Origin of the sequence: Paenibacillus sp. 2TAB19, from assembly GCF_052115185.1 — a bacterium.
Classification (GTDB): Bacteria; Bacillota; Bacilli; order Paenibacillales; family Paenibacillaceae; genus Pristimantibacillus.
Map to the genome: position 1 here is coordinate 56,059 of NZ_JBFRGE010000014.1, position 15,161 is coordinate 71,219.

The window sequence follows — 15,161 nt, forward strand, 5'->3', positions numbered from 1 at the left end:
AGTAATTGCCAATTTATAAAACTCATGTTATAGTGATAACGATTATCAATATCAACTAAATAGGGGTGGAATTACTTTGTTTAAAAACAGAACCTTTTACGCTTTACTYGTACTCACTTTGGCTGTCACTTTCGTACTCGCAGCTTGCGGGAACAACAACAATTCCGGCAACGCTTCGCCAGCGCCTACGACTGCGCCAACAGCAGCTCCTGCTGACGATAGCGCAACAGGCGAAGCGGAGATGGTCACGTTCACAGCTGGCAACGGCGACGTAGAAGTTCCAAAAAATCCACAGCGGATCGTCGATCTGACTGCCTTCTATACAGGCTACTTCGTAGCGCTGGATGCCCCGCTCGTCGGAGCGCTTGATGRCGCATTGCAAAACCCTTATCTGAACGGAAAGGTAGACGGTGTCGAGAATCTTGGCAGCGAGCCTACCCCTGAGAAAATCTTGGCGCTTAATCCTGACCTCATCATTGCGTATGTAGGTACGGAAGGTCTTGAAAGCCTAGCGGAGATTGCTCCAGTCGTTGCCGTACAATACGGCAAGCTGAACTATAAGGATCAAATGGTCGATTTCGGCAAGCTGACGAACAAAGAAGCCGAAGCGAAAGCATGGGTTGAGAAGTGGGAGACTAAAATCAATGAGCTGAAGCCGCAGGTGCAAGAAGCTGTTGGCGACAAGACCGTATCGATCCTAAACCCTTATTCGAAAGGTCTGTATGTATTCGGACATAACTACGGCCGCGGCGGAGAAATTATTTACGGCGAATTCGGCCTGAAAGCTCCGGCAACTGCTCAGAAAGAAGCGATCGACAGCGGCACAGGCTGGGCGTCCATCTCGCTGGAGGTTCTCCCTACTTATGCGGGCGACATCATCTTCACTTGCCCTTGGTCCGGCGATACAAGCGATCCGAAAGTTGTTTATGACAACGCGCTCTGGTCCAGCCTACCTGCCGTTAAAGCAGGCAACGTGTTCCAACTGAATCCTGCAGCAGATACGTACAATGATCCAGTGTCGCTTGAAGCGCAGCTGGACTTTATCACAACAAGCTTGCTGTCCGTGAAATAGTAACCAGTAAAAGGACCTGGGCCTTCACTTTATAGTGGAGGCCCAGGTCCTTTCGTTTGTAAATCCGGAAAAGACGACTCTCTTAGAGGTGTACTAGCCTTTAGATTGGATTTTGTACAATCAAAAGGCATAGTACCAAGAAGATATCAGAGTTTGATTGGATTTTGTGCAGTCAAATGGACGCGAGAGGGTTACTAGGGGCTAGAAATACCGATTTTGACTGTATGTTTTCCACTCAAGCGTCACTTAACATGCGATTTGGCCCAATTAGACTGGATGAAATCCAGTCACCAGTGACACGTATAAATCCAGAGGATCATCCAACGATTATCGTTCCAAAGCTATCGCTCCGATGGTAATCGGGATGCTGGGAGTCGACTCGCTTCCAGCTCAAGTAATGCGGTGCCGGCGTCACCGTCGCAGCATGAGGCTCGTAATTAAGGAACATCGACCCAAGCGCCGCGGTTATCCGCCGATTCCAGCTCCGCCGTTACGATCTCGATGCTGCCCTTCGTGCTGTCAGGAGTCGCCGTATCGATTGGCAGCTCGCCCGCAAGCGACTCTACGAAATATTTGAGTTGATAGTAATAGCCTTGGTCGGCAGAAAGCTCGGGGCTGAAGCCGGCGCTATCATTCGGATTCACCTTGACGCCGGCACCGTCGAACTGGATGTTGCCGCGCTCGAAGTTTACTTTGAAGCCCATCTCGAATCCGAAGTCGCCATTCAGCGTCCAATCGACGTGCGCGGAAATAATTTTGTTGTCGTCGTAGCGATAAGTGGTGTTTACGATATCATACCCGCTGCCCGGTATGACATTGCGGCCGTAGCAGGATACCGCCTCCGGCTTGCCGAACAGCCAGTTGATCGTATCCGTATCATGCACATGCATATCAAGGAGCGCGCCGCCGCCCTTCTCCTTCTGCAGCACCCATGGTCCCCATGAAGGCGTACCGCCGCCGCGATAGAAGTAGCCGCTCGTTACGCTGCCGAACTTGCCGCTCTCCACAAGCTCCTTTAAATATACGTAAGCCGGCCAGAATCGCAGACATTGTCCGATCATAAGCTGCTTGCCGTTTCTTGCGGCAGCCTCGATCATCGCGTCGCATTCCTCGGCATTCATCGCCATCGGCTTCTCGCACAACACATGTACGCCGCTGTCCAAACATTGTATCGTCACGTCGCGGTGCAGGAACGTCGGCAGCGTAATGTCGACGAAGTCAAGCTGCTCGGCGTCCAGCATCTGCTGCACCGACGTATACTTGCTGAAGCGGCCGTAATCGATCTCGTTCTCCGAGGACGTGTCGATATTGCCGCCCCCTCCGCCGCCGTTCAGCTTCGCTTCATCTACGTCGCACAAGGCGACGACGCGAATCGGCGCGCCTTCCCGCTCCAGACGAAGATAGTTCTCCAAGTGCGTTTTACCCATAAATCCAAGTCCGATCAATCCGATATTCAGCATTAGCGTACCGTCCTTCCCAAGATCGCGTCCATCGCGGCCGACGTATTATAGATGATTTGTTTCGTATGATGCGTATATGGAGGAATCATCTCGGCAATCACGTAGTCGTCATAGCCGATCGACTCAAGCGCCGCGACAACGACAGGGTAATCCACGTCGCCAGCCAGCAAATCGACGAATCCATGAAGTCCGCCCGCTTGTCTGCGGTAATCCTTGAAGTGAACCTTCTTGATCCGCTTGTTCAGAATCGAGATCCAATGCTCCGGATAGCCGGAGTAAACCACGTTGCCTACGTCAAAGTAAGAGCCAACGAACGGCGAGCCGATGGTATCGATAAAGCCGCGCATCTCAAGCGGCGACAGCAGAAACTTGTTCCATACGTTCTCGATGCCGATCGATACGTTCACCGCTTCGGCCGTCTTCGCAAGCTTCGTGAAGCCTTCCAGCGCATTGTCATAAGCGCGGTCGTACGGCACGACTTCCGCATTCGGTATGAAATCGACGCCAACCGCGCCGGGAACGATCAGAATCGTATCGACGCCCAGAACCGCGGCGAATTCCAGCTGCTTCTTCGCGATATCGATCGCTTTGCCCCGAATTTCGGGACGCTCGCTCGTCGGCGGATAATCCCAGTAAAGGCCGCTGGCCAAGCTGGACAGCGCAATGCCCGTATCGTCGGCGAAGCGGCGAATGGCGCGCACCTCAGCTTCCGTGCTCTCCAGACTAAGCGCACCCGTCTCGTTCAACGACAGCTCGATGCCGTCGAAGCCCGCATCCTTCGCAAGCACAATGCTCTCCTCGATGCTCATGCCTGACGGGAAAGACCAAATATTTATTCCTTTTTTCATCGCGCGAACAACCTCCCTAGCTCTTCTTAATGCTAATTATAAGAAGTCCGCCGGCGTTCGCCTTTAGCAAATAAGCCGTTCGTTTTGCACAAGCCGAATCGGATATATGTTAAAATGCAAATAACAGTAATCACTACGGATCGGAGTGAGACGGCAGATGGAATTCGCCAGGCATACATTGAAGGAAATGATCGCGGTTCGCAAGCTGATCTCGTTTCACTATTTTGAATTCGCTAAAGGATACGTGTTCGAAGGGGAGCAGCATGACTTCTGGGAGTTTCTCTATGTGGACAAAGGTTCGGTCGAGGTAAAAGCAGACGATCGCACGCATCAGTTGGAGCAGGGCATGATTATTTTCCATAAGCCGGAAGAGTTTCATACCGTTCAAGTCAGCCAGCAGCATAAGCCGCCTAATCTGTTCGTTCTGTCCTTCGAATGCACCTCGCCCCACATGGTTAGATTCGAGAACCAGCTAATTAGGCTGGGCACGAAGGAACGCAACCTGCTGTCCCTGCTGCTGCAGGAGGGCTTTCACTCGTTCGAGCCGCCCTATGACAGCTCGCATACCCATGAGCTCATCAGCAATCCGGAGGCGCCGTTCGCCAGCGAACAAGTCATGCGAAACTATTTGGAAATGCTGCTGATTCAGCTCATTCGCCAGCAGGACGAGGGAGATCTCCGCGACGCCTCCTCCGCAGCTCGCAAGCCGGCCTCGTTCCAAACCGAGAATACGGAGGAGCAGATGGCCGAGCGAATGATCGCCTTCATGCGCGAGCACCTGCAGGAGCCTCTGAAGCTGGAGCAGCTGTGCAAGGAAATGCATCTCGGCAAGAGCAGGCTGAAGGAGATTTTCCATTCCCGGACCGGCACGGGGCCGATCGAATATTTCAAGCAGCTGAAGATTGAAGAGGCTAAGTCGCTCATTCGCGAGCAGCATTACAATTACACGGAGATCGCCGCCATACTAGGCTACAGCAGCATCCATTATTTCTCCCGCGACTTCAAGAAGTCGACCGGCATGTCGCCCTCGGATTATGCGCGAACGGCCAAAGCCCGCGTAAGGCTGGACACCTCATCGGCACCAAAACGCAAATAACCCTGCCCGGACGCTTAGTCTTGGAGCAGGGTTATTTTGTTAATCGCGGCCTAATGACCCGACGGCTTCCATTCCGAAGAACGGCGATGGATCATTCGGTACGGAATGGTCATCCTTATCGGGAGTGAATATTGATTGTCTAAGTAATCGAGCAGCAGCTTAACGGCGTACATGCCCATCTCGACCTTAGGCACATGAATCGTCGTGAGCGGAGGCGAAGTAAACTCGGATATCTCAATATTGTCGATGCCGATGACCGCAATATCTTCCGGAACGCGCAGCCCTCTCTCGGTTGCCGCACGCATTGCCGCGATTGCCATCATATCGCTTGCCGCGAATATCGCCGTCGGCGAATAACCATCCTTCTCGAAGGCTAGTTTCGTCATCTCGTAGCTGAGGGACACGTCCCATTTGACATCGATCATCCAGTTGTCATCTACGGGCAGACCCGCTTCGTTCATCGCGCTCTTGAAGCCGACGAAACGTTTCTCCAAACGGAAGTCGTCGTTCAGCTCCGGTCCGCCAATATAACCGATTTGCTTATGGCCTTGTTTAATGAGATGCTGCACGGCTTCCTTCGCGGCCAACTCGCGATCATAGCAGACGACCGGCAGCGTCTTGTCCGACAAATCGACGCCAACGACAGCTCTAACATGCTTCTTAATCCACTCGTAGGCATCCTGGTCAATCCGCTCCACGATAATCATGCCGTCGATGCGGTGCTCCTTCACTAACGATTGCAGCTGTTGGATGTCCGATTGGTTCTCGATGCTGTAGATGAATTCCAGCCTTATGCCCGCTTCGGTAAGAGCCCTCTCCACGCCTTCCAAAATGACCGAGAAATACGGATTATTGTATTTATTCTGAGGTATGGCAACGACGCAGCCGATATGAACCATGTTGTTCTTCGAATCATTTCTATTGCTCTTCTCCGAACGATTCGCCTTGTAACCGATTTTCTCGGCGACTTCCCATATCCGCTTCCGCGTTTCTTCGCTGACGGAACGGGTCGAATCGTTCTTCATCACTCTCGATACCGTTGAGATGGAGACACCCACCTGCTCGGCTATGTCCTTTAGCTTCGCCATCTTACTTTCCTCTCTATCCTGCATCGATTTCGATAAAAGCCTCTATAATTGCGGCAACAAAAAAATAAGTTGCGGCAAATCTATTTTATAACCCAGCCAGTCAATAGTCAAGGTGAAACGGCTGAACAAGCTTTTCGCATGAAGCCAAAAAAAGAGAAAGAAGCGTAAAACACGCTTCTTTCTCTTTCATCATCACTTGCGTTACTATTTCATTTTCGATTCCAAATCTTTGATCGCCGCATCGACGTCCCCATCGCCTGCCAACGGATTTTTGAGCGATTGCTCGCCATATGTCCAGACAAGATCGGTCTTCTTAGCCGTGAATGGGGAGATAATGCCGAATTGCTGCGCGTCGAGGAATATTTTGTTTGCTTCCCCAACCGTTGTGATGTAAGCTTCGGCAGCCGCTTTGTTGGCCGGAATCGAGTAGCCTTGCTTCGCCAGCTCCGATTGTCCTTCCGGACCTGCCAGCCATGCGAGCAGCTTATAAGCCGCATCCTCATGCTTCGTATTGCTTGAGATCGCCATGCCGGCCGGTTGAACGACCGTCTTGTTCTCCTTGAACTTCGGCAGGTACGTAATGCCGTAATCGATGCCCGCTTCCTTGAAGTTCGTCGTATTCCAGTTGCCGCCTGGGTTCATGGCAACCTTGCCGGTCGTAATCGACAGGTTCACTTGGCCGCCAAGACCTTCGATTTGGGCCGGTGTCGTATTGATCTTCTTCTTCGTCGCATCGATGAAGAAGTCAATAACTTCACGTGCTTCCGGCGTATTCAGCGCCAGAGCACCGTCATCCGTAACCAGCTTCGCTCCGTTAGACCACAGTTGCGGCTCGAGGAACCAGTCCATCGTCGAGCCCGGCGATACGGACATGCCCCATTGCGCGATATTGTTGCCGTCGAAGCCTTCTTCACCCGGGTTTTTGCCGTTTTTGTCAAGCGTAAGCTTCGTGGCGATGTCGATGATTTCATCCCATGTCGGCTCAAGCGACGGAACTGGCGCTCCCTTCGGATTTTTCGCGGCATCCGCGAAGATCGCTTTGTTGTAGTACCATACGATGACGTTCGCATCGATCGGAAGGGAAACCTGCTTGTCATTGTATTTATGCAATCCGAGTAAGCTCTGGTCGATGTTGCTCAGCTCGAAGCTGTTTTCAGCAAGCAGTCCGTCCAATTCTTTAAAAATGCCGAGCTCGGCATATTTCTCAATAAACGCAAAGCTTGTTTTGAAAACGTCCGGCAGCGTGCCGCCGGCCGCATTGGCCGTTAAGCCGTCCCAGTAGCTTCCCCAGTCCTTGCCTTCAAGCTTCACCGTAATGTTCTTATTGGCTTCCATGAACTTATCCAGCAATTCTTGCGTCCGCTGCAGCTCTTCCGCCGTCCCCCACTGCGAGTAGGTGATGGTGACGGGCTCTGCGGGTTTCTCGGTTTGCTCGGCGTTTTTGCCATCGTTCTGCCCATTCGCCGGCCCATTCGTCGGCTCGTTCGAGCCGCCATTGTTGTTGCCACACCCGGAAATAACCAAAGTCATCGATAAGACCAACGTAAATAGACTCAACAACCACTTACCGTTCGTTTTCATATCCAGTTCCCCTTTAGATTAATGTGAAAACAGCAGCATCTTGCGAACCTCAAGCTTAAGCGGCCTAGCCCTTCGAACCCGTGAGCACCACCCCCTCGACGATATATCTTTGCGCGAACAGAAAGAGGAGACCGATCGGCACGATGCTGATGAACGCCCCTGCCGCCAGAGCCGGAAAATCTTGGCTCGTCTGGCCGATCAGCAGTTGCAAGCCGACGCTTAGCGTGAACATTTCGTTGTTCTTGATGTAGAGGAACGGCCCCAGGAAATCGAGCCAAGAGTTAACGAAAGCAAAGATGATCGTCGTCATAACAATTGGTTTGGACAGCGGCATAATGACCTTGGCGTAAACCGTCCAGCGGCTGCCGCCATCCAGGTATGTAGCCTCGTCCAGCTCCTGAGGTATCGTCATGAAAAACTGCCGGAACAAGAAGATATAATAGGCCCCGCCCAGCCAAGCCGGTACGATTAACGGCAGCCATGTATCGATCCAATGCAGTTTCGTGAACAGCACATAGGACGGAATCATCATAATGGACGGCGGAATCATGAGCGTCATTAAGACGACTGGGAACAGCCGGTCCTTGTATCTCGTCGAGAACCGCGAGAACCCGTATGCAACGATCGAGCTCGATAAGACAGCGCCGATCACGACCAGAATGGAGATGGAAAAGGAGTTCTGAATCCACTTCCACATCAGCGGCTGCACGTCGAACAATCGGTTAAACGCTTCAAAGTTGACCGATTCCGGCAGCAAGGACGGCGGCGCCTTGTAGGTTTCTGCCTTGGTCTTCATCATTGTTGATAGCATCCATGCGAGAGGCCCTACGAATAGCACCAAGGTAATCGTCAGCAGCACATATTTGCCGGTTTGGTTAAGTATGCGATTTCTTTGTCCGCTCATTACGGTATACCTCCTATTTCTCGCCTTCGTAGTATACGAATCGATTGGATAGCTTCATTAGCACGAATGTGACCAGCGAGATGAGCGCGAACAAGAAGATGGATTGCGCCATGGCCATGCTGAACTTCAGGTCGGTGAATGCCGACTTATAAATGTTGTAAACGAAGGTGTATGCGGCATAGTTCGGTCCGCCCTTGGACAGCAGCAGCGCTTCCGTGAACATCTGAAAGTTGTACATCGTCTGGATAATGACCACGAACAGAATCGAAGGGCTTATTAATGGAAGCGTAATGCGGAAGAACGTCTGCAGCCGGTTCGCTCCGTCGATGCGCGTCGCCTCGTAAATATGCCTCGGCACGTTCTTAAGCGCGGCTAGAAAGATGAGTACGCCACTGCCCGAGATCCATACTTGAAGCATAATAATAACCGGCTTAATCGTGCTCTCCCCACCAAGCCAATCGATCTTGTCGATGCCGAGCAAAGACAATCCCGCATTCAAAAAGCCGAATTCCGAGTTGAATACGAGCCGCCATATGATGACCGTGGCCACAATCGGAACGAGCGTCGGCAAGTAATAAAACGTACGGAATAGCGCGATGCCTCTCACATTCAAATTCAATAGCAGCGCGATCAGCAGCATGCCGGCCGTTACGACGGGAACGCCAATAATGACGAAATACGCGGTGTTCAGCAGGCTTTTGCCGAAAATCGGATCTTGAAGCATCGTCACGAAATTCGACAACCCGACGAAGTTGTAATTCGCCGCACCGGGAAGTCTGGCATCCGTGAACGCATAGAAGACGGAAGTGCCGAACGGAAGAAGGAAAAAGAGCGTGAACCCAATAATCCAAGGGGATATAAATAAGAAGAAAGCGGATGTATCATATCTTCTCAGCCTGTGTTTCATCAAGGCACCACCTTACCTCGTTAATTCATTCAAATAGACGTAACGTTCTTCCACGATCGACTTCTCAGCAGCAAGTGCTATAAGAAGCGCGTCACGCCCTACATAAGCAGAAGCAAAAGGCTTGCCGCCCCCAAGTACGCTCTTCACGAACTCGATGCGCTGCCTCTGGCCGCCGGTATGGCCGCCCATGATCGAATCCGAGGTGACGTCGATATCTAGATGGTCGCGGGTATAATCCTGACCGCCTACGATGTCGATCGTCTTGTCGTTTTTGGCTACCATTTGACCGCCGTTCTGGCCGATCAAACCGATCTCCAACCCGTCGCCCATCAGGTTTCTTGGCTTCAGATACATACATAATCCCAAATTGGCCTTGCTGCCGTTCTCGTATTCAATCGTTACCCAAGCATGGTCGACGATCGATACGTCCTCAATCGGTTTCGCCGGATAATGGCTGTAGGAGTTCGTGATCATATTCGGCTCTCCTTGCTTCATCACATGCTGGCCGCCTGTCGCGAATACCCGTACCGGCTTAGAGCCGATCATCCAGTTAAAAATATCGAAATGATGGCAATCCTTCTCGACGAGAGCCCCGCCTGACTTATTCTTATCGTAGAACCATTCCGTTGGCGGGAACGGATCGCGGAATTCCTTGCACCACATCAGCTTCACATCGCCTAATCTGCCATCCTGCAATTCCTTGGCCATTCGACGGTAAACGTTCGAGTAACGGTAGACGAGGCCGATCTGCAAAATCCGGTCATGACGTTCCGCTGCCGCAATGATCGCATCGCAATCCTCAAGCGAGTGCGCAACCGGCTTCTCGAGAAACACATGCTTGCCAGCTTCGAGAAAAGCAACCGCCACCTCGCGGTGCAGGTAATTCGGTACACTGATGACAACAGCGTCTACATCATCTTTGGACAGCAGCTCCTTATAGTCGCCGAGAATGATGGGCTTCCCATTCTTCAACTCGACTAGCGTGCGCTCGACGTTCGCTTCATTCATATCGCAAATGTACTTCACCTCGCATTCCGGCAGCAGATCGAAGCCGATGCAATGATGCGAACCCATATCTCCTACACCGATGAAAGCCATTCTAAGTTTGCTCATGTCCACACTCTCCACTATGAATTTGCGCCAATTCCACTTTGCATTTGACAAGTATTAGCGGCAACCGTTATTGCATGCTCTGATAATAACGTATCCTTTATAACAAGTCAACAATTTTTGCGTTGAATTTATGCTATATTTGCGCCAAATTGTTTTCCGAGAATTAACTGAGTAATAACGGGCATTTTTTGTTAAATTACATACTAAATTAAAAGTCATGTAAGTGTTTGCATTTACGTCATTTTGTCTAATGTAACCATAATTTGCGCCAAATTTTAGACAAGTACGACAAAAAGATTTGTTTTTTGCGCACGAGGTTGATATGTAGCGGCAATAAAGAAAAAAGCTGCCCTCCAATTACCGGGCAGCCTTACTCTATCGTCTATTTCTGAAGAAACATGAATAAATGCAATGCCGCTTGCGCAGCCTCTGCTCTCGTAACGCCGCCTTGGGGATGGAAGAACCCCGCATCGTCTCCGATCAGCAAGGAAAGCTCCCTTGCCTGGCGTACCGCATCGGCAGCCCAGATGCTGATGCTGCCTTCGTCCTCATAAGGGAGCTTCCGCTCGCCCGACACGGGAAGCGTTAATTTGCCGCCTGCGGCCCGTTCCGCAGCTTTCACAAGCAGTACGGCCAGCTCTTCCCTCGACAAAGCTGCGCCAGGCCTGAATGCGGCGCCGTTGTCGCCGCTTACCAATCCTGCCGACCGAACGGCGGCAACCTTATCTGCATACCAAGCATGAGGAGGGATATCGGTAAACGCCTTCGGCGCATCTGTATCGTCCATTGCTGGTTTCAGCTCCAGCAGCCGGGCCAGCAGCACCGCGAATTCCGCGCGCGTAATGGCGCGGCCGGGCTCGAATACGCCTTCCTTCACGCCGTTCAATACTTGCTTCGCGCTTAACGCCGCGATAGAAGAAGAAGCCCAATGACCAGCCGCTACATCGCGATAAGATTTCTCATAGGACAACCATTGGTAAACTCCCGGCTCGCTTATACGTGCCGATAGAATCCCGTCCGTTAGTACCGCAAATACGGCTTCAAGAGACCTGTCGCTGTCCTTCTCCCGGAAGCGATATAGATTAATGAGATCTCTATCCCAGTCACCTGTCGGCTGAACGGATATAACAACGGGTTCATCGTAAGTGAACAATGGCTTTACCTCATTGCCCGTCTTGACCGCAATCGAGAAAACGAATGCTTCTGCCGGAGCGCGCAGACGAGCTCCGCTGCGTGCGGCATAGGCTGCCAATTCGTCTACGGCTCCGTCCTTCTTCGCGATGCCGATGACGAGCTGCGCCGCTTTCGCCCCGGAAGCGGCAAGCCCTCTTGCTTGCGCAAGCAGCTCGCCTGGAATTTCGAAGCGCATAGCCCCCCGCGTTACCGCAATGGCCGGATTATCCTTCATCGACGGAGCGCCAAGCGGCAGCTCAATGCTGGTCTTGTTCTCCGGCATCGTTATATTTAGCTTACTATCCGTCAATACCGGTTCGTTAATATGCTGCACAAGGTCATCGTTTGTCTCGACCGCCCCTGTCCCTTCGCCGCTTCCGCCGCCGTTAGAGGACGATACGATTTGCAGGCTGCCCACCTCGTAACGTCCGTCTGGGCGCTCGCCTTCAATGGCCAGCTTCATTCCCGGCTCGTTCGTAGCCGGATCGATCACCGCAAGCAGAAGCTTGTAACGCCCCGCAGCAAGCGTGGCCGGCAGATCTAGGCTGTCGCTTAATAGATGCCTGCCTGGCAGCAATGCAAGCAGATCCGCAGCTTGCAACTGCTTGAATACGACGTCTCCGTTCCCATCTGCCAAGCTGTATTCCAGCTTCCAGTCTTGATAGAACGGGGCTACGCCCTTATTGTTCACCACCGTTTGAATCGACAGCGACTTGCCGCGCTTCGCCGAAGGTTGATGCTTCACCGCTTCAATAACGTAGCGGTAGCCCATCATCTTATGCATCGTTTCGATGTTGGACTGAATATCCGTTCCATAAGCCGTGCGAGCCGGCGAAGAAGGACCAAGCCATGACGTATGGCTCTCGCGCATCTGGCGGAGCGTCTCCATCATTGCGTCATCGGTCATCCAACTCTCCGGATTGCCATTGGCGAATTCACCGCCGGAATAGGCGTATTTCCAGAAGTCCGGCATAGCCGATTCAGCCAGCTTGTCGCCAGCTTCCGCGGGATCGTCGACGAATTCGCCAATACCCGTCCAGCCGCCTCGCGTCCATCCCACCCATTCATCCGTGCTCGACTTAATGCCGAATACGTCGTTGAATAGACCTAGCCGCTGCTCGCTGGCAATTGGAAAAGGCTTTCTCATTCCGATCTGCTTATTCGCGAAAGCCTCGCTGTAATGCGCTACGTATTGATCCGACACAGCCAGTTTTGGAAAAACGCCGGAGCCAATCGGCCACGTATGCCACTCGCCCCAGTGCCCCAAGCTTCCAAGTTGCACGAACGCGATCCGTTCGTCGTTGTCGTAGCGCTCGGCGACGGCGGCAATGAGCCGTTCATGCTCGGCGAGCAGCAGCGGGCTGTTGTAATTCGGACTGAAGCCGGAGCCGATCTCTGCCGTATCGTACCAAGTCCCTGCATTGCCTTCGGCCTCTAACGAATCATAGAGCCAATCAGGGATATCCATATGCGCGGGGTCTGACGTCGGGGTATCCAACACGATCCGCAGATTGATCCGCTTGCCCTGCGATGACCAATAATCGAACTGATATTTCTGCTCGATCGCTTCCCAATCGAATTGACCTTTGACCGGCTCCAGCTCGCTCCACGTAATGCCCGCGTAGACGAGGCTATGCTGTTGCTCGTAAGGCGTCCCGTAAGGCCGATTGGCATCCTTCGCCCAGGCGACCCAACCCATATACGGATTATTAAGCAGCTCGAAGCTCTGGCGCGGGTAATATACATCGGATGACACCTCATGCGTCTGCACGATGCTGTCGACGGTAAGCGGCGGCGACCCGGCCGCAGGCAGCTGCAGCATCCCGCGATTCATGTAACCAATCTCAATCGGTGCAGGACCTGCTGGCAGACCGATCTGATCCAGGTACACATTCATCTCGATCCAATTATCGCCTACTGCGATATGGACCGGCCCCCGCTCCTCCCATTGACCGTTTTGCTCAGAGTAAGCAAAGAGAGAGCCTTTCTCGATTTTGTAATCGAAGCCTCCTTCCGCCCAGTAGGCAGACGGTTCCCCCGTCGCATCGTCATTGTCGCTATCGATATAGTAAGCGTTTCTCAGGTCCAGCCGGTCGCCGATGACCCTCACGTACAGCTTCCGCTCGTCCATCACGGCACGAAGCTCGTAAGGGGAAGCGCTGGAGGCGGCACCTGTCTCTACCTCGTTCCAATCATCATCATTTCCGTCCGCAACGATGGAAACGGCATTCTCCCTTAAGGAGATCATAGCCGGATCGCCGCTTGCGTCTGGCGCTACGTAAGAATTGCTTAGGAATCCCGCATGTATGGACTGCTCCGTACCAAGGCCAAGCTCGGACAAAGGAAGCGACCATTCGATCGTCTTGGCGTCGCCAGTGCCCGTGCTTTGATAAGGGAAGGCTGCCGCCGTCTGCGTCCAGCCTCCGCTGCCGTTCGATTCATATAACAAAGCGGTTTGTACGAGGAACTCCGCGCCGAGCTTACCTGCCCATGCCCATGAGGACGTGCCGGTCGACGGATTCTTATCCGTATCGATAAAAAAGTGCTCCCATATGTTCGGAAATTCGCTGTTTTCGATTCGACCGGTTATTAACGCATACAATTGCTCGTCGCGGGCAAATGCCTTCACCGTAGTGAGGCCGTCCGCCGTCACGGCAAGCGGAGCTACCCGCTCCCAGTCCGCCCCGTCTCCATCCACGGCAATACGCGGCTTGGAAACAAGACTGATTTCCATCGGATCGCCTGCGGCGTCAGGCATCGCGTAACTATTGCTCAAGAAAGCGATACGTACCGATTTGGCAGCGCCAACATTCAGTTCAGCAATCGGCAAGCTCCACTCGATCGTCTTGGCGTCTCCCGTGCCGGATCGTTCATAGAGCAGTCCTGTAGCAGCCTGCGTCCAGCTTCCGCTTGCGCCAGCCTGGTACAGCAAGCCCGATTGCACGAGGAGCTCCGAACCAAGCTTGTCGGCCCACGCCCACATCGTATTCCCCGTCCCCGGATTGCGGTCGGTATCGATAAGCAGATGCTCCCATAGATCGGGAAATTCGCCGTTATCGATCTTGCCTTCAATCAGTACGTTCAAGCTGTCCGCCGATGCCGAATACTTCACCGTCGTCTTGCCGTCGGCGCTCTGCAGTAGAACAGGAACGTCGACCCATTCCGAGCCGTCCCCGTCGATAGCCAGATCCGCCGGCTCGGCAGGCGCTTCCGATTGAGCCCCTCCCTGCGAAGGAGGCTGAACCGTCATCATCAGCTCGCCAAGTTCAGGCAGCATCGAGCCGTTCGAGGCTAAGCCGAGTTTCATCTTGGAAGTCACACCGCCCCCGTCCGAGAGGAGCGCACCGTCGATTTCATATTCCGCAACCGACTCCGACTCGCTGAGCATAATGTCCCCCAGGGCTGCCCAACTGCCATTGTCGTATTTAAACAAGACGCGATCGATGACTTTGTAATCAATCCCCGCAGAATCCTTCCAGCCCGGAACGCTTTCCCCCGTAGACGCCTCATTGTCCGCGTTGATGTACAGCGTCTTGGATGCCTCCATATCCTCGCCCTTCGCCATTACATAAAGCTTCCCGTCCCGGTTCACGGCTTTGATCAGCTCCAGTCGGTTGCTCACCGCAGCCTGATTTACCGCCGAGCCTTCCCAATCTTCAAAATTGCCGTACCTTTCGAACGAATCCTCCGCATGTACGGTCGAGTCGGCCTTGCCGCTTAAGGGCAGCGGACCTAACGTCCCCAGCATCGATACCAATAAAACAATCGCCGCACTCTTTTTTCCCGAAAACAATCCCATCGTTTCCTTCATCCTCTCATCATGACATGCGATGCAGATTTTCGAACAGACGACAAAAAAGTCATACCGTAATCAATGCTGAATCACCCACTTGAAACCTCTCCTTCACGGATTTTGTCT

The 15,161-nt window shown here is 52.9% G+C and carries 11 protein-coding genes; 2 read left to right on the top strand and 9 right to left on the bottom strand.

Annotated elements, in window-relative coordinates; all coding sequences use genetic code 11:
- Positions 1-76 precede the first annotated feature (76 nt).
- Positions 77-1,072 carry an ABC transporter substrate-binding protein gene (locus AB4Z33_RS08775; protein ID WP_442049567.1) on the top strand — a complete coding sequence of 332 codons (996 nt, stop codon included), beginning with the start codon at positions 77-79 and terminating at the stop codon, positions 1,070-1,072.
- Positions 1,073-1,388: 316 nt separating this feature from the next.
- Here the strand turns inward: AB4Z33_RS08775 and AB4Z33_RS08780 are convergent, their stop codons facing one another.
- From AB4Z33_RS08780 to AB4Z33_RS08790, 3 genes are read right to left on the bottom strand one after another with little or no spacing between them, the layout of a single operon-like run.
- The gene (locus AB4Z33_RS08780) at positions 1,389-1,520 is read right to left on the bottom strand and encodes a carbohydrate-binding family 9-like protein (protein WP_442049568.1); all 132 of its coding nucleotides are present in this window, start codon (positions 1,518-1,520) and stop codon (positions 1,389-1,391) included.
- The gene (locus AB4Z33_RS08785; protein WP_442049569.1) at positions 1,510-2,532 is read right to left on the bottom strand and encodes a Gfo/Idh/MocA family protein; all 1,023 of its coding nucleotides are present in this window, start codon (positions 2,530-2,532) and stop codon (positions 1,510-1,512) included. Before AB4Z33_RS08785 ends, AB4Z33_RS08780 begins: the two co-directional genes overlap by 11 nt.
- Positions 2,532-3,380 (bottom strand): sugar phosphate isomerase/epimerase family protein, encoded by an 849-nt coding sequence (locus tag AB4Z33_RS08790; protein WP_442049570.1) that lies wholly within the window; start codon positions 3,378-3,380, stop codon positions 2,532-2,534. The genes AB4Z33_RS08785 and AB4Z33_RS08790 overlap by 1 nt, the downstream gene beginning before the upstream one ends.
- Positions 3,381-3,537: 157 nt before the next feature.
- On the opposite strand from AB4Z33_RS08790, the gene AB4Z33_RS08795 reads away from it, so the two are divergent.
- Positions 3,538-4,476, top strand: coding sequence for an AraC family transcriptional regulator (locus tag AB4Z33_RS08795; protein WP_442049571.1), 939 nt, complete (start codon positions 3,538-3,540; stop codon positions 4,474-4,476).
- Between the two features lie 50 nt (positions 4,477-4,526).
- Here AB4Z33_RS08795 and AB4Z33_RS08800 read toward each other — a convergent pair whose 3' ends face one another.
- The 6 genes from AB4Z33_RS08800 to AB4Z33_RS08825 all read right to left on the bottom strand — a co-directional run bounded on the left by AB4Z33_RS08800 (position 4,527) and on the right by AB4Z33_RS08825 (position 15,041).
- Complete coding sequence (locus AB4Z33_RS08800) at positions 4,527-5,564, bottom strand: LacI family DNA-binding transcriptional regulator (RefSeq protein ID WP_442049572.1); 1,038 nt, start codon at positions 5,562-5,564, stop codon at positions 4,527-4,529.
- 204 nt (positions 5,565-5,768) lie between these two features.
- Positions 5,769-7,145 carry an ABC transporter substrate-binding protein gene (locus tag AB4Z33_RS08805; protein WP_442049573.1) on the bottom strand — a complete coding sequence of 459 codons (1,377 nt, stop codon included), beginning with the start codon at positions 7,143-7,145 and terminating at the stop codon, positions 5,769-5,771.
- Positions 7,146-7,209: 64 nt separating this feature from the next.
- Positions 7,210-8,049, bottom strand: a complete 840-nt coding sequence (locus tag AB4Z33_RS08810; RefSeq protein WP_442049574.1) for a carbohydrate ABC transporter permease — start codon at positions 8,047-8,049, stop codon at positions 7,210-7,212.
- A gap of 13 nt (positions 8,050-8,062) precedes the next feature.
- Positions 8,063-8,956, bottom strand: coding sequence for a carbohydrate ABC transporter permease (locus AB4Z33_RS08815; protein ID WP_442049575.1), 894 nt, complete (start codon positions 8,954-8,956; stop codon positions 8,063-8,065).
- A 12-nt stretch (positions 8,957-8,968) separates the two neighbouring features.
- Positions 8,969-10,069, bottom strand: coding sequence for a Gfo/Idh/MocA family protein (locus AB4Z33_RS08820; RefSeq protein WP_442049576.1), 1,101 nt, complete (start codon positions 10,067-10,069; stop codon positions 8,969-8,971).
- A 382-nt stretch (positions 10,070-10,451) separates the two neighbouring features.
- The gene (locus AB4Z33_RS08825; RefSeq protein WP_442049577.1) at positions 10,452-15,041 is read right to left on the bottom strand and encodes an S-layer homology domain-containing protein; all 4,590 of its coding nucleotides are present in this window, start codon (positions 15,039-15,041) and stop codon (positions 10,452-10,454) included.
- Between the last annotated feature and the right edge of the window lie 120 nt (positions 15,042-15,161).

Coding starts and splice junctions, on each gene's coding strand:
- AB4Z33_RS08780 (WP_442049568.1), bottom strand. CDS start 1,520: ATGTTCCTTAATTACGAGCCTCATGCTGCGACGGTGACGCCGGCACCG.
- AB4Z33_RS08785 (WP_442049569.1), bottom strand. CDS start 2,532: ATGCTGAATATCGGATTGATCGGACTTGGATTTATGGGTAAAACGCAC.
- AB4Z33_RS08790 (WP_442049570.1), bottom strand. CDS start 3,380: ATGAAAAAAGGAATAAATATTTGGTCTTTCCCGTCAGGCATGAGCATC.
- AB4Z33_RS08795 (WP_442049571.1), top strand. CDS start 3,538: ATGGAATTCGCCAGGCATACATTGAAGGAAATGATCGCGGTTCGCAAG.
- AB4Z33_RS08800 (WP_442049572.1), bottom strand. CDS start 5,564: ATGGCGAAGCTAAAGGACATAGCCGAGCAGGTGGGTGTCTCCATCTCA.
- AB4Z33_RS08805 (WP_442049573.1), bottom strand. CDS start 7,145: ATGAAAACGAACGGTAAGTGGTTGTTGAGTCTATTTACGTTGGTCTTA.
- AB4Z33_RS08810 (WP_442049574.1), bottom strand. CDS start 8,049: ATGAGCGGACAAAGAAATCGCATACTTAACCAAACCGGCAAATATGTG.
- AB4Z33_RS08815 (WP_442049575.1), bottom strand. CDS start 8,956: ATGAAACACAGGCTGAGAAGATATGATACATCCGCTTTCTTCTTATTT.
- AB4Z33_RS08820 (WP_442049576.1), bottom strand. CDS start 10,069: ATGAGCAAACTTAGAATGGCTTTCATCGGTGTAGGAGATATGGGTTCG.
- AB4Z33_RS08825 (WP_442049577.1), bottom strand. CDS start 15,041: ATGGGATTGTTTTCGGGAAAAAAGAGTGCGGCGATTGTTTTATTGGTA.